Source organism: Streptomyces sp. NPDC058685, assembly GCF_042714725.1.
GTDB lineage: Bacteria > Actinomycetota > Actinomycetes > Streptomycetales > Streptomycetaceae > Streptomyces.
Genome location: NZ_JBHXSL010000088.1, coordinates 1 through 19,218 on the forward strand (window position 1 = coordinate 1; position 19,218 = coordinate 19,218).

Annotated in this window: 14 protein-coding genes; 4 read left to right on the forward strand and 10 right to left on the reverse strand. The window is 70.3% G+C overall.

The window, feature by feature from the left end:
• The first annotated feature begins 248 nt into the window (after window positions 1-248).
• Together ACFWU3_RS35300 and ACFWU3_RS35305 are read left to right on the forward strand one after the other, a co-directional pair.
• Complete coding sequence (locus ACFWU3_RS35300) at window positions 249-1,799, forward strand: MFS transporter (protein ID WP_384445548.1); 1,551 nt, start codon at window positions 249-251, stop codon at window positions 1,797-1,799.
• A 391-nt stretch (window positions 1,800-2,190) separates the two neighbouring features.
• Window positions 2,191-4,431 (forward strand): MMPL family transporter, encoded by a 2,241-nt coding sequence (locus tag ACFWU3_RS35305; RefSeq protein ID WP_384445550.1) that lies wholly within the window; start codon window positions 2,191-2,193, stop codon window positions 4,429-4,431.
• Between the two features lie 133 nt (window positions 4,432-4,564).
• On the opposite strand, the gene ACFWU3_RS35310 is transcribed toward ACFWU3_RS35305, so the two are convergent.
• The 3 genes from ACFWU3_RS35310 to ACFWU3_RS35320 form a co-directional block, all read right to left on the reverse strand.
• Entirely contained in the window at window positions 4,565-4,852 is a 288-nt protein-coding gene (locus ACFWU3_RS35310; protein WP_384445552.1) for a ferredoxin, read from the reverse strand.
• 5 nt (window positions 4,853-4,857) lie between these two features.
• Entirely contained in the window at window positions 4,858-6,093 is a 1,236-nt protein-coding gene (locus tag ACFWU3_RS35315; RefSeq protein ID WP_384445554.1) for a cytochrome P450, read from the reverse strand.
• A 177-nt stretch (window positions 6,094-6,270) separates the two neighbouring features.
• Window positions 6,271-6,789, reverse strand: coding sequence for a hypothetical protein (locus ACFWU3_RS35320; RefSeq protein WP_384445556.1), 519 nt, complete (start codon window positions 6,787-6,789; stop codon window positions 6,271-6,273).
• A 512-nt stretch (window positions 6,790-7,301) separates the two neighbouring features.
• Between ACFWU3_RS35320 and ACFWU3_RS35325 the strand changes: the two genes are divergently transcribed.
• Window positions 7,302-7,919 carry a DUF4352 domain-containing protein gene (locus ACFWU3_RS35325; RefSeq protein WP_384445558.1) on the forward strand — a complete coding sequence of 206 codons (618 nt, stop codon included), beginning with the start codon at window positions 7,302-7,304 and terminating at the stop codon, window positions 7,917-7,919.
• Between the two features lie 333 nt (window positions 7,920-8,252).
• Here ACFWU3_RS35325 and ACFWU3_RS35330 read toward each other — a convergent pair whose 3' ends face one another.
• The 6 genes from ACFWU3_RS35330 to ACFWU3_RS35355 form a co-directional block, all read right to left on the reverse strand.
• Window positions 8,253-9,011 carry a hypothetical protein gene (locus ACFWU3_RS35330; RefSeq protein ID WP_384445560.1) on the reverse strand — a complete coding sequence of 253 codons (759 nt, stop codon included), beginning with the start codon at window positions 9,009-9,011 and terminating at the stop codon, window positions 8,253-8,255.
• A 7-nt stretch (window positions 9,012-9,018) separates the two neighbouring features.
• Window positions 9,019-13,782 (reverse strand): putative T7SS-secreted protein, encoded by a 4,764-nt coding sequence (locus ACFWU3_RS35335; RefSeq protein WP_384445562.1) that lies wholly within the window; start codon window positions 13,780-13,782, stop codon window positions 9,019-9,021.
• A gap of 2 nt (window positions 13,783-13,784) precedes the next feature.
• Complete coding sequence (locus ACFWU3_RS35340) at window positions 13,785-14,441, reverse strand: hypothetical protein (RefSeq protein WP_384445564.1); 657 nt, start codon at window positions 14,439-14,441, stop codon at window positions 13,785-13,787.
• Window positions 14,438-14,845, reverse strand: a complete 408-nt coding sequence (locus tag ACFWU3_RS35345; protein WP_384445566.1) for a hypothetical protein — start codon at window positions 14,843-14,845, stop codon at window positions 14,438-14,440. The genes ACFWU3_RS35340 and ACFWU3_RS35345 overlap by 4 nt, the downstream gene beginning before the upstream one ends.
• A 286-nt stretch (window positions 14,846-15,131) precedes the next feature.
• A complete protein-coding gene (locus ACFWU3_RS35350) occupies window positions 15,132-15,638 on the reverse strand; it encodes a hypothetical protein (protein ID WP_384445568.1) in 507 nt (168 codons plus the stop codon).
• Window positions 15,639-15,925: 287 nt separating this feature from the next.
• The gene (locus ACFWU3_RS35355; protein WP_384445569.1) at window positions 15,926-16,501 is read right to left on the reverse strand and encodes a CGNR zinc finger domain-containing protein; all 576 of its coding nucleotides are present in this window, start codon (window positions 16,499-16,501) and stop codon (window positions 15,926-15,928) included.
• A gap of 82 nt (window positions 16,502-16,583) precedes the next feature.
• Between ACFWU3_RS35355 and ACFWU3_RS35360 the strand changes: the two genes are divergently transcribed.
• A complete protein-coding gene (locus tag ACFWU3_RS35360; RefSeq protein ID WP_384445571.1) occupies window positions 16,584-17,756 on the forward strand; it encodes an epoxide hydrolase family protein in 1,173 nt (390 codons plus the stop codon).
• Window positions 17,757-18,048: 292 nt separating this feature from the next.
• Here the strand turns inward: ACFWU3_RS35360 and ACFWU3_RS35365 are convergent.
• Window positions 18,049-19,218: ice-binding family protein (locus tag ACFWU3_RS35365; RefSeq protein ID WP_384445572.1), on the reverse strand; the 1,170-nt coding region annotated here is incomplete at its 5' end.

Sequence of the window (19,218 nt, forward strand, 5' to 3'; positions counted from 1 at the left end):
CGGCCCGCCGCCCGGGGCCGGGCCACGGCTGCGTGCCGTCCCGGCCGGCACGCCCCTCTCGGAACTCCGGGCACCGCACCGGCCTTCCACCGTGCGGTAGTTCGCACAGTGTTCGGAATGTCATCACGGATGGCCGGAAGAGGACTGGCGGCTAGCTAAAAAACCGCGACGCTGGTTTTATATGTCCCAAGTTCCCTACTGCGCGCGGCTCTTCGGCCGCACGGCCACACTGTTCGAGAGGTTTCCTCATGGAACGTCATCCGCGACGCTGGCTCATCCTGATCGTGCTCTGCCTCAGCACGCTGGTGCTGGTCATCGACAACATGGTGCTCACGGTGGCGGTTCCGCCCCTGGCGGAGGACCTGTCGGCGAGTGCCCAGGACATTCAGTGGATCATCGAGTCCTACATGCTGGTCTTCGCCGGTCTGCTGCTGTCCGCGGGCAGCCTGTCCGACCGGTACGGCCGCCGGAAGATCATGATCATCGGTCTCGCGGCCTTCGGTGCCGCATCGGTTCTGGCCACCTGGGCCGACAGTCCCGAACAGCTCATCCTCGCCCGGGTGTTGATGGGTGTGGGCGGTGCGCTGGTGATGCCGAGCACTCTGTCGATCCTCATCACCGTCTTCGACGACGAGGAGCGGCCCAAGGCGATCGCCGCCTGGAGCGCGGTGGCCATGGTCGGCCTGGTCGGCGGCCCGGTCCTCGGCGGTGTGCTGATCGCCCACTTCTGGTGGGGCGCCGTCTTCCTGATCAACATCCCGATCGCGGTGCTCGCCATCATCGCGGCCCTGATCCTGATGGAGGAGTCCAAGGGGCCCTGGCGCAAGGCCGACCCGGTCGGCATGGTGCTCTCCATGGTCGGCATGGCCGCCCTGGTCTGGACGATCAACGAACTGCCCAAGGACGGCCTCGGCCACACCAGCACGCAGGCCTCGCTCGCGCTGGCCGTCCTCGGCCTGGGGGCGTTCGCGATCTGGGAGAGCCGCGTCGACTCGCCGATGGTGCCGCTGAGCCTGTTCCGCAACCGGATCTTCACCGGTGCCAGCTTCTCCCTCGTCCTGCTGACCTTCGCCAACGGCGGGCTGATGCTGGTACTCACCCAGTACCTGCAGTACGTCCTCGAATACACGCCCACCGAGACCGGCCTGGCGTTCACCCCGCTGGCAGTGGCGACCCTGGCCTTCAACGGCGTCGGCGCCGGGCTGATCCCCAAGACCGGCAACCGTCCCGTCGCGGTGGCCGGACTGCTCCTGATCGCGGCCGGGTTCGGCGTCCTGTCGACCCTCGCGGTCGGCGACGGCTGGGGTCCGCTGATCACTGCCATGGTGCTGATGGGCGCGGGCAGCGGCCTGGCGATGCCCGCCGTCATCGCGGCCCTGATGGGCGCGGTGCCGGAGGAGCACGCGGGCGTCGGATCCGCCCTCAACGACACCATCCAGCAGGCCGGTGCCGCGCTCGGCGTGGCGGTGCTGGGCGCCGTCCTGTCGGGCACCTACACCGCCGCGATGCCGGGCTCCGCGCCCGGGCCCGCCAAGGACTCGATCGTCGACGCGCTCGCCATCGCGGCCCGCGACGGCAACACCACGCTGCTCGGCCAGACCCGCGACGCCTTCTCCGATGCCATGTCCGCGAGTTTCCTGTCCGGCGCGGCCGGCGTCGTCGGCGCCGCCGTACTCGCCCTGTTCCTCATCAGGGGAGGCAAGGCGTCCGCCGCGGACACCGGGGCCGCCGCGCAGCCGGCCGCTACGGGGGATGGGGCCGCGCAGAAGGAGGCAGCGGACAGCACGGCCGGCCGCTGACCGCCGCAGTCGCTCGCGGGTATCACGGCACCGACGTGACGTACCGTCACCGAGCCTGTCTTCCGGCCCGGTTCCGCCTCCCTGCGGAGCCGGGCCGGAGGCAGGTCGACGCCCTCCCGGACCGGATCCCACAGGCGCGCTCGAGGCCCGCTGGAGGCCGCCTGGAGGCGGGCCCTCGGCGCTTGAAGCGCTCTGCACTCCCGTCCTACCCTGAGTGAAACCGCTCAAGCGGTTTGTTCACGCGCATGCCCTGCCCGCGTTTCCGTCCCGCTCGCGTCCTCGTCTTCGCCCGTGTTCGTTTCCGCGTGACGTGTGTCCGTGGGGTCGGTCGTGTGCCGCGCCGCGTTCCGTCTCCGTGCGTCCCCGCCGATCCCATGGGAGTCCTTTCGCCGTGGCTACCTTCCTGTACAAACTGGGCCGTTTCGCCTTCCGGCGGCGCGGCCTGACCGCGCTGCTGTGGGTGCTGGTCTTCGGCGGGGCGGGCTTCGCGGCCTCCACCGCCCCACCGCCTCCCGCCGACACCTTCTCGATGCCGGGAACCGAGTCCCAGAAGGCCTTCGACCTGCTGGAGGACTCCTTCCCGGCCGCTTCCGCCGACGGCGCCTCCGCCCGGGTCGTCGTCCGCGCACCGGACGGCGGGAAGATCTCCGCCCCCGAGCACAAGGCCCGCGTCACCGCACTCGTCGCCGACCTGTCCAAGAGCCCGCAAGTGGCCCGGGTCAGCGACCCGTTCACGGCGAACGCCGTCAGCAAGGACGGCACCACCGCCTACACCGTCGTCACCTACAAGGTCGCCGCCCCGGAACTGACCGACGCCGCACACGACGCCCTCACCCGCGCGACCGGCACGGCCCGCACCGCCGGTCTGAGTGTCGAGGCAGGCGGTGACGCGGTCGCCGTGGACGCCACGATGAGCGGCACCGGGGAGAAGATCGGCATCGCCGTCTCCGCCCTCGTCCTGCTGATCACCTTCGGCTCCGTCATCGCCGCCGGCATGCCGCTGCTCACCGCCCTCATCGGCGTCGGTGTCGGCATCTCCGGCATCACTGCCCTCGGCACCACCCTGGGCCTGTCCAGCACGACCTCAACCCTGGCGCTGATGCTGGGACTCGCGGTCGGCATCGACTACGCGCTGTTCATCGTCTCCCGATACCGCGCCGAGATCGCCGAGGGGCACGAGCGTCAGGAGGCCGCGGGCCGCGCCACCGGTACCGCCGGCTCGGCCGTCGTCTTCGCCGGTCTCACCGTCATCGTCGCGCTCGCCGGCCTGACCGTCGTGAACATCCCGATGCTCACCAAGATGGGCCTGGCCGCGGCCGGCACGGTCGCCGTCGCCGTCCTCATCGCCGTCACCCTCGTCCCCGCCCTGCTCGGCTTCGCCCCCGTCAAGGTGCTGCGCCGCCGCGACCGCCGACAGCACTACGGCAAGCCGCTCTCGGCCCGCAAGCAGCGCAAGGCCGCCAAGCAGGCCGCGAAGGCCAGGCCGAACCTCGGTGCCCGCTGGGCGGGTTACGTGCTGCGCCACCCGGTGGCGGTGCTGCTCGTCGGGGTGGTGGGACTCGGCGCCGCCGCGGTGCCGGCCGCGAGCCTGGAGCTCGGGCTGCCCGGCGAGGGCACGATGGCGCCCGACACCACCCAGCGCAAGGCCTACGACATCCTCTCGGACTCCTTCGGTGCCGGCTTCAACGGCCCGCTCACGCTCACCGTCACAGCGAAGGACGCCGCCCCCGCCGCCGAGGACGTGAGCCGGAAGCTGGCCGGTGAGGAGGGAGTTGCCTCGATCTCCCCGGCCACGGTCAACGAGGCGGGCGACACCGCCATCCTCAACCTCATTCCCGACACCGGGCCGGGCGACGGCCGCACCGAGGCCCTGGTCCGCTCGATCCGCGACGCCGCCGGCGGCCTGGAGTCGGAAACCGGCGCCGAGATCCTGGTGACCGGCCAGACCGCGATGTTCATCGACTTCTCCCAGACCCTGGACGATGCGCTGCTGCCCTACCTCGCCCTGGTGGTCGGCCTGGCGTTCCTGCTGCTGATGGTGGTCTTTCGTTCCGTCCTCGTCCCGCTGAAGGCGGCGCTCGGCTTCCTCCTGTCGGTGAGCGCGGCACTGGGCGCGGTCGTCGCCGTCTTCCAGTGGGGCTGGCTCGCCGGCGTCTTCGGTGTCGACCAGCCCGGCCCGGTGATGAGCACGATGCCGATCTTCATGATCGGTGTGGTGTTCGGCCTGGCGATGGACTACGAGGTCTTCCTGGTGACCCGGATGCGCGAGGCGTACGTCCACGGGGCGCGCCCCGATGAGGCGGTCGTGACCGGATTCCGTTACGGCGGGCGGGTGGTGGCGGCCGCCGCGATCATCATGGCGAGCGTCTTCTCCGGTTTCATCATGGAGGAGAACGACCTGATCAAGATGATCGGATTCGGTCTGGCGATCGCCGTCCTCTTCGATGCCTTCATCGTCCGGATGGCGATCGTGCCCGCTCTGTTCGCCCTGCTCGGCAGGGCCGCCTGGTGGCTGCCCCGCTGGCTGGACTGGCTGCTGCCGAACGTGGACGTCGAGGGCGGGAACCTGCGCCGTACCCCGCAGGTCCGGCGCTTGGCCTTCCCGCGCCGGGAACGCGAACTCGTCGACTGACGCGGGCTGAAGCCCGTCATCCGTGCCTGTGCCCGGCAGCCGATGGGCCGCCGGGCGCAGACGTGGGGATACCCCTTCAGCCCGAACAGCGTGCGCTATTGCGCACATCGTCCGGTATGCCGTACGGTGTTCGTCAGGCCGGTGCGCTGCCGTCCCCCGTCGGCGCACCGGCCTGCTCGTGCGCCCGTTGTGCCGCGTCTGCCCGATCCGTCTCGCCGGCGTCGCTGTCGTCGAGGAGGCTGAGGGCGGCGGCGGGGCACAGACCCGCCGCCAGGCGTGCGGCGGGCAGCTGCCCGGCCGGTACGCGGGCGGTCAGCAGCACGGCCCGGCCGTCCCCGGGGTCCTGGTCGAAGACCTGCGGCGCAGTCAGTGCGCACATTCCGGCGCCCTGGCAGCGTTCACGGTCGATGCCGATCCGCATCCCGCTCACTGCCCGCCCCAGGTGACGGGCAGCCGGTGCACCCCGTGGATGTTCATACCGGTGCGCAGCGGCACGTCCTGCGCACCGGCGGCGAGCCGCAGATCCGGAAAGCGGGTGAACAGGGCCGGCAGGGCCACCCGCAGTTCCACGCGGGCCAGTTGCTGGCCCAGGCACTGGTGGATGCCGTGCCCGAAGGCGAGATGGCCGGTGGCTTTGCGGCGCAGGTCCAGGGTGTCGGGGTCGGCGAACTTCGCCGGGTCACGGTTGGCGGCCTGCACCGAGACGGTGACCGAGTCACCGGCCCTGATCAGCCGGCCCTCCAACTCGACGTCCTCCAGCGCCACCCGCACCCCGGTGTGGGCGATGCTCAGATAGCGCAGCAGTTCCTCGACCGCGGTGTCGGCCAGGTCGGGGTCGGCGCGCAGTGCGTCGGCCTGCGTGGGGTGGGTCAGCAGCGCGAAGGTGCCGAGTCCGATCATGTTCGCGGTGGTGTCCAGTCCGGCGGCGAGCAGGAAGCTCCCGACGCCGGCGAGTTCGGCGTCACTGAGGTCGCTGTCCGTCAGATCGCTGAGCAGATCGTCGGTGGGCCGGACCCGCTTGGCCGCCACCAGCTCGCGCATCGTGTCCTGCAACGCGGTGCACGCGGTGAACTGCTCCTCCTCGGTGACGTCCAGGCCGCTCACCGCGGCGGCCAGGGCCTGGAAGGGCGCTCGGTCAGCGTCCGGCACGCCGAGCAGCTCACAGATCATCAGGGCCGGGACGGGGTGCGCATAGGCCTGCACCAGGTCCAGCGGGCCGCCGTGGCGTTCCATCGCGTCGAGGTGGTCGGTGGTGATCTCCTCGACGCGTGCGGTCAGTTCGCGCATCCGGCGGACGGTGAACCGGCCGGCGAGCAGCCGCCGGTAGCGCGTGTGCTCGGGCGGGTCGATCCCGGTCATGTCCCCGAGAGGGGCGGGCGGCAGCTCGGTGACGCCCGCGCCGGGGAAGGGGTAGTGCATGAGTTCGTAGCGGGAGCTGAAGCGGGGGTCGGCGGCTAACGCGCGGACCGCGGCGTGGCCGGTGGCCAGCCAGCCGATGTGCCCGTCGGGGTAGCGCATCGGGCGCAGCGGGTCCTGCTCGCGAAGCGGCGCCAGTTCGCCGGGCGGGTCGAACGGACAGCCGGCCGCGCGGTCGAGGGGCAACTGGACCGGCTCGCCGGCCGGCGTGGCCGTTGATTCCGGGGAGTTCGGCAGGGGTCGCATGGTGTCCTCCGGTTGCAGCGTGAGGTGACGGTGCACCGTGCGGTGCGCCGCGGGACGAAACAGGCGGGAGCGGAAGCGGGCATGGCTGCCCGTCCGCATGGCGCGGGTGGGCGTTGTCGCAGGTGAGGCGAGGCGGCGAGGAGGGGCCGGGAGAGTTCGCTGTGTGGAGGCGGACCTCTACCGGAGCCGGCTCGTGCGGTCGTGCCGCGCCGGGCGCCGGCCGTGGCCGACGGGTCTCCCGGAGTTGTCGTCCTCCAGCGCGCCGACGACGGCCCGTACCAGCCAGGCGTTGGCGGAGAGGTTCTCCTGTCCCGCCGCGACGTCGATGCGGTTCTTCAACTGGGCGGGCAGACGGAGGTTGATCCGTGCCGTCCCTCCGTCGTCCCCGTCCGCCGGGGCGGGCAACACCGCGCGCACGCACTGCCCTTGCGGGTACCCGGGTATCTCGTGGGCGGGTGGCGCGGTCACCGTGAACTCGGGGTCGAGCCCCCGCAGCCGTACGTCGACCGAGCCCGGCGCCAGCTCGCGGGTGACCTCGGCCATGGCGGCGGACAGCGCGTTCAGAAGGGTGAGGCGGGCGGCCGCCTCCAGCGGTGCGGTGAGCCGCTCCGCCGCGGTCCTGACATCGTCGCCGCCTGCCTCGACGGCGACCGTGAGCTCGCGGCGGAGGTGGTCGACGTACGGCGTGAGATCCATGACGCCATGGTGACATCACTATGGCGTCAAAACAAGCGCTTCATGGCGTCGTTGTGGTGCCGCGAGGCTTTGTGGCCGGATCGCATGGGGCGCGGGGCCGGGGGAGGAGCGGCCCCGCGCCGCAGTAGGCGCCAACACCCGGGGCTGTTACAAGATGTGACGGCCTGTTCCTGCCGGGGCGTGGCGGAACCGGGGGTGCCGTGCTGCGGGCCCGGCGGGCTCTCCGGCCGGGGTCGGGTGGCGGTGCGGTGGGGGAGACGGCGGGTCGCGCCGCCGAAGGTCAGGTCAGCGGCGGGTGTTGCGGCCAGTGGTGCCGGTGATGTGCGGCAGCCGCGCCAGGTGGTCGAGAAGATCGCGCACTGTGTGCCGCCCGCCGCGGCGCGCCGAGGGGCGGAGCTTCGCCGTGTCCCCACGCGGTAACAGATCCGGTTGAATCCGGTACAGCCCGCCACCTCCACCGATAACCTCGCGTTCCCCCCACACCACATCAGAACCGTACGAGGGGACAGGCGATGAGCCACCAGTACCCAGGCCCGCAGCAGCCCTACCAGGGCGGCCCTGCGCCCTATATGCCGCCGCCCCCGCCGAAGAAGGGCATGAGCGGCCTCGCGATCACCGGCATCGTTCTCGGCGGGATCTTCGCCCTCATCGTCGTTGTCGGATTCATCGGCGCAGCCGCCGGCGGCGGCAACGACTCCAGCATCGACAGCAAGGGCAGCGCGGACAGGACGAGCAGCGCGCCCGAGGCGGCCCCTGCCGAGAGGCCGGCCGCGAAGCCCGCGGAGAAGAAGGAAGCCCCCGCGGCGCCGGTGAAGGTCACCGCCGAGAAGACCACGTTCGCGCCGGGCGTCCTGCACGACGGCGGCGCGTACACCAGCGTCCGCGTCACGATCATGAACAACAGCGACAAGAAGATCAGCGTGAACCCGCTGTACTTCACGATCACCGACACCAACGGCACGAAGCACACCGCCGAACTCGCCGTCGATGAAAACCAGATCGACACCGTCGACCTCGCCCCCGGGGAGAACATCTCCGGCGCCGTCACAGGGAAGGGCAGCTTCACCGCGAAGTACGTGACGTACGTCGACGGGCTGCTCGGTGAGGGGGTGCGCGGGAACGTCTCCTGAGGATCTCCTACGAGTGCGGTCGCGCTGATGCTCATGCCCCACCACGGGTGGCAGATCCGGCGTGCCCGGAGACGGACAACGAAGTCCGCGCCCGATGCAGGGGCATCGACGACATGCGAAGGGTCCGGGCACCCGGAACTACCGGGTGTCCGGAAGGACCTAGCATCGGCCCGGCCTCTGTGGACGCGGCCTCGCCAAGGGCACGCGACTCACAGAGGGGAACCGGAGACGTGGATGAAGCACGCTCCCAAGGACTCGGAGAGTGCGGCCCACCTCACGTCGCTCAGGATCTAGCACAGCGCACAGGCATCGACGCCGCGCGTGCCACGTCCCTCACGCGCTCCCGTAGTCGTCCACATAGGTCGCGATCAGCTCCAGCAGCGCGTCCGCCCGGTGCCGGTCCTCGGGCTGAGCGCGCAGAGCAGCGTCGGTGGCGTGGAGACGGGCCAGGGCGGACGGGTCACCGTCCACCAGATCGTCGACCACCGGCTCGGTGACGAGGTCCAGGCATGCGCTGAGCAGCCGACGGGTGGCCGGCGACGGCGGGGTCGGATCCGGGGCCGTGTAAGCGGTGGTCAGATAGCGGGCGGGGTCGCTGAGGGTCCAGCCGACGACCCCTCCGCGCTGGACGAGAAGCGACACGTCGGGGGCGATGCCGATACGGGCGTCCAACGGCTCGTCGAGGACATCGAGGTCACGCAGGCAGATGAGCACGCCATCACCCGGAGCGCGGCACAGCACCGTGCACATCTCGTGCCTGAAGTCCCGGATCTCGTCCGCCCGGAGCCCGCCCGGGCGTACCTCGGGCAGGGCGGGAACGCGATCGGAGGTCTCGGACGAAGCGGAGATGTACGGCATCTGGAATTCGGCTCCGACGAGTTTCCGGCTGCCCGGGTCGAACCGGAGGACGTCGGGCGTGTCCCACAGTTGGTGCTCGCTGCCGAACGTGTCCGCGGTGAACCGCTCACGCTCCTTCACGTCCGCGTATTCCACGAGGCGGACGCTGTCGCCCGCGAAGCGGGGGGTGACGGAGAGCGGGTCGCCCGTCACCGTGGCACGCCAGCCGTTGTCGAACGACAGGTTCGTGTTCATTCACGCCTCATTTGATCTGCACTCCGGGGGCCAGATTGCCGAACTTGCCGGGAATTCTGCCCTCCACGATGTCCTCGTGGGTGACCGGCTTGCCGGGATCCGACGGGCTGCCACCGAGCGCCCTGGCACCCGACTCACCCTTGATGCCCGACTCTCCGTACGCCGTGATGGCCTGGCCCTGCTTGGAGCCGGGGCCGTAGACCACGGCGATGTCATTGTCCTTGCGGTAGATGAAGTTGCCTGCCTGGCCCTGTGACTGGTAGACGGCGTCGGGGTTCTTCAGGATCTCCAGGACGCGTTCGTCGGTGAAGCCGTGGCTCGAGTCCCCGTGATAGTCGGCATGCTTCTTGAACCCGCCGTCCTCCGCCCTCTGGGCGACCTCGTCCAGGACCTTGTCGACCCGCTTCTGGGCCTTCTCCTCCTTCGTGTACTTCGGCATGAGGCCCAGCGGGTCGCACCCGCTGAGCGGGTTGCCCACGTAGGCGACCGGGTTCGGCGCGGGAGCGAGACCGAGAGGGTCCGGTGAGGCGTAGCGGCCGGTCTCGGGGTCGTAGTGGCGAAAACAGTTGTAGTGGAGACCGGTCTCGGGGTCGTAGTACTGGCCGGGAAAGCGCAGGGGCGTGTACGCGCTGCCGTCGCGGGCCCAGGCGGTGCTTCCCCACAGAGTCGAGCGGGACCGCCAGGCGATCTCGCCGGAGTCGTCGATCAGTTCGGTGGGCGTGCCGACGAGGTCAGTCGCTATGGCGAAGAAGCGGCGGTCGATCTCCTCCTGCCGGCTGTCGTTGGTGAGGATGCGCTCGGTCTGGGTCAGGGGGACGACGTCCCGGTGGTCCCAGGTGAGGGCGACCGTGTGGGGCCCGCCGGGCCGGTGGTCGGTCTGTTCGCACAGGGTGAGACCGTCCCAGGTGAACCGGGTCTCCTCGGCCACGCTCTCGCCGTCGGGCGCCAGACGCTGCTTCGCGGTACGGCGTCCCAGCGGGTCGTAGCGGTACTTCCAGCGCGTCCCGTCAGGGGTGGTCACGGAGGTGAGGCGGTTCTCCGTGTCCCACTCGTAGCGCCAGGTGTCGGGCTTGCGGGAGAGACGGGTCTTCTGCCGCAGGGTGACCCGCCCGAGCGCGTCGTGCTCGAAACGGGTCCCGCCCGCGCGGGTGATCGCGGTACCGGTGTAGGCACGCTCCCCGGTGGCCTCGCCCCCCGGATGCCGGGACGGCCAGGACGCGGACGACTGGTTGCCTGCGGTGTCGTACGCGTACCGCTCGGTCCAGCCGTGGGCATGGACGGCGGTGACCCGGCCCGCCGGGTCCAGGTCGAAGGTGCGGGTGCCCGCGTGCCGGTCCGTCATGGCGACCAGGTGGCCGTCGGCGCGGTAGGAGTAGGACCTGCCGCTCACGGGCCGCGCCCCCGCCGTGATGTGCTGCTCGGCCAGCCGGCCGGCCGCGTCCCAGGCGGAGGTCATGGTGACTGTGTCGCCGAGGACGCGGGCGACCTCGCGGCCGGCGGCGTCATGGGTGAAGCCGACGCGGCGGCCACCGGTGGTCAGGTGCTCCGGCCTGCCTCCGGCGTCGTACGCGTAGGAGGTGACATGACCGGTGGGGGTCGTGCGGCGGGTGCGGCGGCCCAGGGCGTCGTAGGCATAGACGAGGGGACGGCCGTCGACCATCTCGGTCTTCACGTTGCCGCGGCGGTCGTACTGGTACCGGAGTTCGCCGTCCGGCCCGGTTGCCTCCAGCAGGCGTCCCGCGCGGTCGTAGGCGTACATCGTCACCCGGCCGTCGACGTCCTTGCTGCTCACCCGGCCCAGGCGGTCGCGTTCGAACGCGATGGTGCCGCCGAGCGCGTCGACGCGGGCCGCGAGGCGGCCGGCGGCGTCCACCCGGTAGGTGAGGGTGCGTCCGTCGAAGTCGCTCTCGCGGACGACGTTCCCGGCAGCGTCGTACTCGTAGTCCCAGGTCAGCCCCTGCGGGTTGGTGACTCGGGTGAGGTGGAGCTCCGCGTCGTGCTCGAACTCGTGGCGCACGCCGTCGGGCCCCGTGCGGGCGACGGGCAGGTCGAAGTGGGTGTACTCGAAGCGGGAGACGCCACCGGACGCGTCGGTGTGGGTCAGGCAGTTGCCCTCGCCGTCGTAGGTCCACGCCTCGGTGGAGCCGTCGGGGCCCGTGTGGCGGGTGAGTTGACCATCGGCGTCCCACGCGAAGAGGGTGACCTCGCCTGTCGGACCGGTCGTGCGGACCGGGCGGCCGAGGGCGTCGCGCTCCGTGCGGGTGACGGCACCCGTCGGGCCGGTCACCTCCACAGGCAGCCCCGCCGCGTCGCACACCACCCGGGTCACGGCGCCGAGGGGATCGGTGACGGAGGTGAGGCGACCGGCGTCGTCCCAGGTGTGACGGGTGGTGGAGCCGGCCTCGTCGGTGACGGCCGTGCGGTTGCCGCGTTCGTCGTACTCGTGCCGCACACGGGTGCCGTCCGCTCCGACCACCTCGACGGGCAGGCCGAACGTATCGCGCACGGTGCGCAGTTCGCTGCCGTCGGGACGGACGGCCGACACGAGTCGGCCGTCCTCGTCGTAGGAGAAGACGGTGGTGAGGCCCAGCGGATCGGTACGGGTCAGGAGGTTGCCGCGATCGTCGTAGCTGAACCGGGTCGTGTGGCCCAGGGGATCGGTGAGGGCCAGCAGACGGCAGCGTGGGCCGAAGAGATGCCGCGTCGCGTGCCCGTCTGCCGTGGTGAGTGTGGTGGTGCGGTGGCCCGTCTCGGGGTCCGGTTCGGTGTACGCCAGGGATATCTGGACGTGTCCGGCCTCGCCGCCCTCGGCGACGACGCGGTCGCGGTCGTCGTAGACGTAGTCGTAGCGGCTGCCGTTGGAGTCGATCCACGCGATGACACGGCGCCGGTCGTCGTAGACGAAGGCGGTCGTGGCGCCGGAGGGCTTGGTGACGGCGGTGAGGTTCCCGTCCTCGTAGCCGTAGTTCATCAGAGGGAGGTCCGCCCCGCCCTCGCCGGCGCCCGCCAGGGACAGGGCGGTGATCAGCCCGTCGGCGGCGGACAGCTTCAGATGGTGGCCCGCCGAGTGGACCAGGGCCGTCGGCAGCCCGTCCTCGGCGCGGTCGACGGTGACGAAGTGGCCGTTGCGGTCGGTGATGCCGGACAGCCAGGCACGGCCGTCACCGCCCGGTTCGCTCCCGGACGGCGCGGTGAAGTGGAAGGTCAGGCCGCTGTCGGAGGCGGTGACCGTGTAGTGGCCGTCCGCGTCGCGGGCCAGCAGCGTACGGGCGCCGCCCGACTCCGGCCGCGTGGGGGCGCCGGGTACCGGGTGCGGATACGGGACCAGGAGGCCCTCGGCGGTGACGTGCAGGACACCGATCGCGTCGATCTCCAGCCGCTCGTCGACCGTGGACGTCCAGGCGGAGCCCAGGAACCGGCCGACCGCGGAGCCGGACTCCGTGCGGCGGGTGAACATCAGCGGCAGGATGCCCGGCAGCTCCACGTCGGTCTGGGGCAGGTACATCCGTCCCGTGGCGAGGTCGACCGGGTCACCGCCCGCCTTGCGGTCGCCGTCGGGGGTGTTGTGGGTGCCGTCGGGGGAGTTGTCGGCGAGCCTCCGTGCCTTCGCCGCGTCCGCCGCGTTCTCCACGACCTTCAGCGCCTTGACCGCGGCGCCGCCACCGCCGGTGGCCACGGTCAGCGCCGCGTCCGGCAGCAGACGTCCGAAGCCCTCGTACGGGTCCTTCATGAAGTCGCTGATCATCTGCTTGCCGGTGCCGACCGGGTCGTTGGCGGCAACCACCAGGCCGGCGGCCAGGCTGTTCAGGTTGGTGACGTACTCGGCCGGGTGCGTGATGTTGTACGGGTCCAGGGGATTGATCCCGCGGACGAAATTCACCAGTCCCGCGGTGCCCTTGATGAGGCCGCCGCCGACGTGGTCGCCCATGAACTGCAGTTCCTGGAGCCCGTCGCGCAGCTGCTCGGCGTAGGACGGCTTGTCCGGGGCCATGTCACGGGCGGCGCGCACCGCGGTGCGCGCGGTCTCCGCGGCCGTGTTCCGCTGTTTGCGGGCCTCGGCGACGATGTCCTGAGCGTCCTGCATCAGCTTCTTGCCGGGGTCCGTGAATGTCGGGGCCGGGCATGGCGGCAGGGTGGACGGGTTGCGTTCGTCCGCGGGCTGGGCGTTGTAGCGGTCGACCGCGCTGTTGTAGTCGTCGATCTTCTTGCGGTGGGCGTCGGCGGCGCTCTCGGAAGCCTTGACGCCCTCCTTCCACTTGTCGATCGCGGTCTGCGCCTGCCCCTGCGCCCAGGTGACCGTCCCGGCGAACGCCTCCAGCGCGGAGGCCGCCTTCTCACACGCGTCAGCGCCCTTGAACCACTTGGGCGGCTGGGTGCTCACCGCCTTCCGCAGCGCCTCGGCCGCCTCGCCCTTGAGTTCGGAGGACTTGAGGCCCTTGAGGCCTTCGCCGGCGTTGTCGAAGGACGTAGCGAAGGCCTGGAGCTGCTTCGCCGTGGAGCGGATCGTGTCGGCGCTGCCGTAGATCAGCTTGGTCTTGTCCTCGGTCTGCCCGAGGTCCATCTCGTCGACCTCGGCGCCCATCCGGTTGGCGACCGAACGGGACTGCTCGCGCACCCAGTCCGCGCCGGACTCCCAGCCGACGTCGTCCAGCCGGTCGGCGGTCCAGTTCCCGGCGTCCTCGACCCGGTTGCCGGCCCACTCGACACCGTCCTCGACCGCGTCCTCGACCGAGTCCGGCGTGATGTCGCTGATCAGGTCGCCGATGCCCATGGTCAGTTGCCCCCCGTGTCACCCTGCTGCTGCGCCTGCCGGGCGCGTTCCTCCGGCGACGGGCCGAAGGTGTCGTCCAGTGCCCGGTTCCACTGGTCGTCGGATATGCCGAGCGCATCGTTGAGCAGGTCGGACTGCCGGCCACCCTGCCCCTCGGTGAGGACCGTGCGCCCGGTGTCCTTCCAGGTCTGACCCATCTCCTGACCGGCCTTGTCCCACGACTCGGCGCTCCAGTCCGGGTTCAGGGCGTCCGGTGTGAACACGTCGCCCCAGCCCTGCTGGGTGATCTCCTCCTCGGTGGCGTGCGGGTTGCCGCCCATCACGGAGTTGACGCCCACCTTCAAGGCGCCCTCGACGTACTGGTCGTGCTCCCACTGGGTGCCCGCGGCCAGGCCGAGACGGTTCGCAAGCGCGCTGGCGTCGTGCACCAACGCCCGTACGCCCCACTCCCAACGCTCGCAGAAGTCCTCGAAGTCGACCGAGAACCCATGGTGCCCGGCCTCCATCCCCGTCATCGACAGCCCCGAGAAGCCCTTCCCCATCTTCGAGCCGGTCGCGCCCCCGAGTTCACCGAGCTGGTCGATCGTCGAGCCCACACCCTTCGTGAACTTGGCGACAGCGCCCTTGTCGAAGGCGAGCTCCCCACCCCCGCCGCTCACCGGGCATCCCCCTCCGTGCCGACGTCCAGAGCGACACCGTCCGGCACGATCCCGGCGACCGGCGGGAAGAACACCGACCCGTCCTCGGTCGCGATGTCGACCGCCAGCCCCGCCGGTTCGCCGAGGGACGGCACGACCTCGTCCACGATCCGCGCACCCAGCAGCGCCGCGTACTCCCAGGGCCGGTCCCCGGGGCCCTGGCTCCGTGCGAACAGGGCGAGCGCCGACTCATCGGTGAAGGCGCAGATCCAACGCACCCCACCCGAACGGGCCGACCACAGCCCGCCGCCGGACACCGGCACGAGCAGGACCGATCGCCTCATCTCGCCGACCAGCGCCCGCGGGTCCCCCGCGCCTCTTCTGTTCTCGGCGATCCGCTCTGCGAGCGCCGTCCCTGTCGCCATCACGACCGCCTCCCCCTCCTGCGTGACATCCGTTGACCATGATAGGGACGCGCGGAACGCGGTGGCGGGTTCCGATTGTGACGTCGTCTCACCGATGTTGCGGTGCTCGCGCGACAGCCGGGCCGTTGTCGAGCTGGACGCGCCGCAGCCGATGGCACCGCCCACGACGCATCTGCCGAACTCGCCAACCTGCGCTGTATGTCCGACGGATACCGGCGGGACCCGAACGGGATGGTCGGCCGCATTGCCGTGACGTGAGCTGACCCGCCGGCTTCCCGGCGAGGGCCTACCACCAGGGGGTGCAGCGGGCGCCGTCGATTTCTCCGGGGCTGGACAGGACCGCGCAGACCTGGAAAGCCCGGCTCGCCGAGCTACTGGTCGGGTAGGCCGGGGTCGTGATCCTGGCGCCGGCCGACTTCACCTCGAACGGGCCGCACAGGATCGACGACGCCTTGTTGTCGTTGGTGACGTACATCCAGACGCTGGCTCTGACACCGGGTCCCCAATCGCCGGCTCCGCCGGTGCTCAGGACGCCCCACCCCATCTGTCTGCCGCCGACGTTGCCGGACTGCATCGCCCAGGTGGCGACGGCGTGGGGATTGCTGACCACGAGAGCTCCCGCCCCCGCCACACCCCGGCCGCTGAGACTGTCGGGGATGTCGGTGAAACCGTTGGCGCCCCCCGTGCAGTCGGACGCCGCCGCCTGGGCCGCACCGGAAGAACCGGCCAAGAGCCCTGCCCCGAGGACGAACGCGGTCGTTCCCACGCTGAAGATCCGGCGGATGCTGTGCATGTCTTCTCCCTGGTCGACGAGCTGACGGCTCCCGCAGGCCGGCCGTTTGCCGTCATGCCCGGCTGACCGGAACCGTCGTCATGTCGTCACGACGGTGTTGGACGACTCTCTGTATGAGTACGAAGCCGGGGACCGGTGACACTCGCGGTGGACATGCGTGTCGCTCCTGCTTTCGTGCACGACGACACGGTGTGGAATCGGTACGTCGTCCTGGCGGTGCCGTCGAGGGCATCAACGCGACAGATGCGTCGCAGGAGTCGGGCCGCATGGCATTACCGAGGTAACGATCACTCCGCTGATCTCGGGTTCTTGCGCTGGTTGGCATGGAAGCGCGCCTTCTTCTGACGATTCCCGCACGTGTTCATGTCGCACCACTTGCGGGTGCGGCTTTGGCTGGTGTCGAAGAAGGCGGCTTGGCAGGTAGGGGATGCGCACAGGGCCAATTTCCCGTCCCGTTCGCCTGCGAGGATGCTGATCGCGTCGGCGGCGATCACGCTGAGGGCATCTTCCACGCGGGAAGCCGGGCTGAGCCGCCATCGCCGCTCGCCCTCGGGCGTCAGGATCGCTGCGGCCCGCCCCTGAGTGCTGCAGTCATTGATGACGTGGACAGCGGATGCAGGGAGAGCGTCCTGGATCGCCGCCGCTGTCGCGGCGGCGTGAATCGACTCCCTCAGTTCCCGGGCGAGGTCGAGCTGGGCAGTGGTGCACGAGTCCACGGCGAGACCGTTCACTGCCAGCCAGTCGAGGAGTCGCTGCGGCGTGGGAATGCGCTCCACAGCGGTGCCATGACGCTCCGACAGAGTGCCCGTGAAGCTGGTCGCCAGCACGTTGCCGAGGCGGAAGTCGGGGAACGCAGCACGCATGGAACCACCTTAGCTGGTTGCGACGTGGTTCGGGGGGCTGCTAGAACCGTCTTAGCCGGTTCCACAATGGCCTGGAGGTCTCATGCCCCGTCCAACCAGCGACGTGCAAGCATTTGAAGCCCACGCAACCGACGCCGACCTCGACGATCTGCGCGCGCGACTGGCCGCGGCGCGGCTGCCGGAGGCTGAGACGGTCTACCGCGCCGCGCCCGACCCTCGCCGATGGGAACAGGGCGTTCCCCTCACGGACCTCGTCGATGTCGTGAACTACTGGCGCACCGGGTACAACTGGAGGTCGTTCGAAGAGCGCCTCAACCAGATCGGACAATTCCGCACGGTCATCGATGATCTGGGAATCCACTTCCTGCACCGCCGATCCACGCGCGCGGATGCCACCCCTCTGATCTTGACGCACGGCTGGCCAGGCAGCATTGCCGAGTTCATCGATGTGGTGGATGAGCTGGCAGATCCGAAAGATGCAGACGCACCGGCGTTCCACGTCGTGGTCCCGTCGCTACCAGGCTTCGGTTACAGCGACAAGCCGGCCACTACCGGATGGGGAACCGAAAAGATCGCGGCCGCATGGGTCGAATTGATGGGAAGGCTCGGCTACAGCACGTTCGCAGCCCACGGCGGCGACTGGGGAGGCAATATCACCACGGTTCTCGGAGGCAGGTTCCCGGCGCACGTACTCGGCATCCACACAACGTTCGCGGAGGCGCCACCCGGGTTGACGACGGACGGGCTGACGGCGGCCGAGCGCAAGTGGACCGAGGAAACCCGCGATTTCTGGCACCACCGTGCGGCGTACGCGAAGCAGCAGGCGACCCGACCGCAGACCATCGGCTACTCGCTCGTCGACTCACCGGTCGGCCTCCTTGCCTGGATCCTTGACAAGTTCGCCGAGTGGTCCGACACCGAGGACAGCCCGTTCGAGACGATCTCCATGGACAGAGTTCTTGACGACGTCACCCTGTACTGGCTGACGCGGAGCGGCGCATCGTCGGCCCGCATCTACTACGAAAGCCACAACTCGCTGGATCCCGAACTTCGGGTCGACGTCCCGTCAGCAATCAGTATGTATCCCGGCGACATCGAGAAGTGTCCGCGCCCCTGGGCACAGGAGCGGTACCGACAGATCGTCCGATGGAAGTCGCCTGAAACCGGGGGACATTTCCCGTCGCTGGAGGTTCCCGAGTATTTCGTCAAGGATCTACAAGAGGGACTCGGGGCAGTCCTGGCCGCTCATCGGTGAACGCGGGCCTCGCGTTCCACGCTGACGGGCGGCAGCGCCGTTCGGGCGCCGCCCCCCGGAGGGCCGGCCCGAGGCAGCTCTTGAGTGGCTGCTGCGCTCGCACGGGATCGAGCCGCGCACACCCCGGTTGGCGGGGAACCGCACACCACCAGTTGAAGCGTGCGGGGCCGGCGGTCCAGGAGGCGATGCTGCCCCGGCGCCGCCTGTCATGGACGGCGGACGGCGCACGGCGGATTCACTGAATTCCGCCGTGCGCCGTCATCCCTGGTGAGGGCTCAGTGCAGTGCTCTGTCTAGCCCTCGTGGCCCTTGGGGCCGTCGTGGCCGTTCGGCTTGTCGCCGTAGCCGTAGTGCTCGCCGGGCCTGTCGCCGTGGTCGCCGTGGCCGGGCTTGTGGCCGTGGCCGGGCTTGTTGTCGTGACCGGGCTTGCCGTGGTCACCGTGACCGGGCTTGTTGTCGTGACCCGGCTTGTCGCCGTGCTGGCCGTGGCCCGGCTTGTTGTTGCCGTCGTGGCCGCCCACGGGACCGCCGTTGCCGCCCGCGGTGTTGCCGGACGTGTTGCCCTGCGTGTTCCCGGAGGTGGTGTTGCCCGCCGTGTTGCCAGCGGTGTTCCCGGACGAGTTGCCCGCGCTGTTTCCGGAGGTGTTGCCGGCGATGTTGCCCGAGGTGCCGCCGCTGACGACGCCGACGACGGGTCCGCCCAGCAGGCCGCCGGTGACCAGACCGCCGGTGAGCAGACCGCCACTGGTGGTCGTACCGGTGGTGGTGCCCGTGGTCGTCCCGGTGGTGGTGCCGGTTGTGGTGGTCCCGGTCGTCGTGCCGGTCGTCGTGCCGGTGGTGGTGCCGGTCGTCGTCCCGGTGGTGGTGCCCGTGGTAGTGGTTCCGGTGGAGCACCCGCTGAGGAAGATCCTGTTGTTGTTGAGCGTCACCTCACCGTTGCGGGCGAGGGCCCGGCCCTCGATGTTCGCTCCCGCGTTCACGAAGATCGAGGTGAGAGCCATGATCGTGCCCACGAAAGTGGTGGTGGTGCCGATGGTCGCCGAGCTGCCGATCTGCCAGTACACGTTGCACGGCGAAGCGCCGTTCGTGAGGAGGATCCGGCTGCTCGTCGCCGTCGTCAGGGCTTCAGGAATCTGGAAGACCCAGACCGCGTTGGGGTTTCCCCCGGCGTTCAGGACCAGGTCGCCGGTGAGTCCGACACCCGAGGTGGCCCGGTGGACACCGGGAAGCAGCTCCTGGCCTCCGCCGATTCCCGCCGGAAGCGCGAAGTCCTGGGCCTGGCCGGCCGCCTGGTTGTACGCCACGACCAGATCGCTCTTGGCCTGTGCGGCCTGAGCGTCCGCCGGATGCACGGCACCGAGCACCAGGCCGGGCGGGAAGCCCGTGATGGCCGGGTTCGGGTGCGTCCCGAGGTCGTTGCTGAGCACGGTGGGGCCGGTGTTGGTGACTCCCTGGCCTGCCAG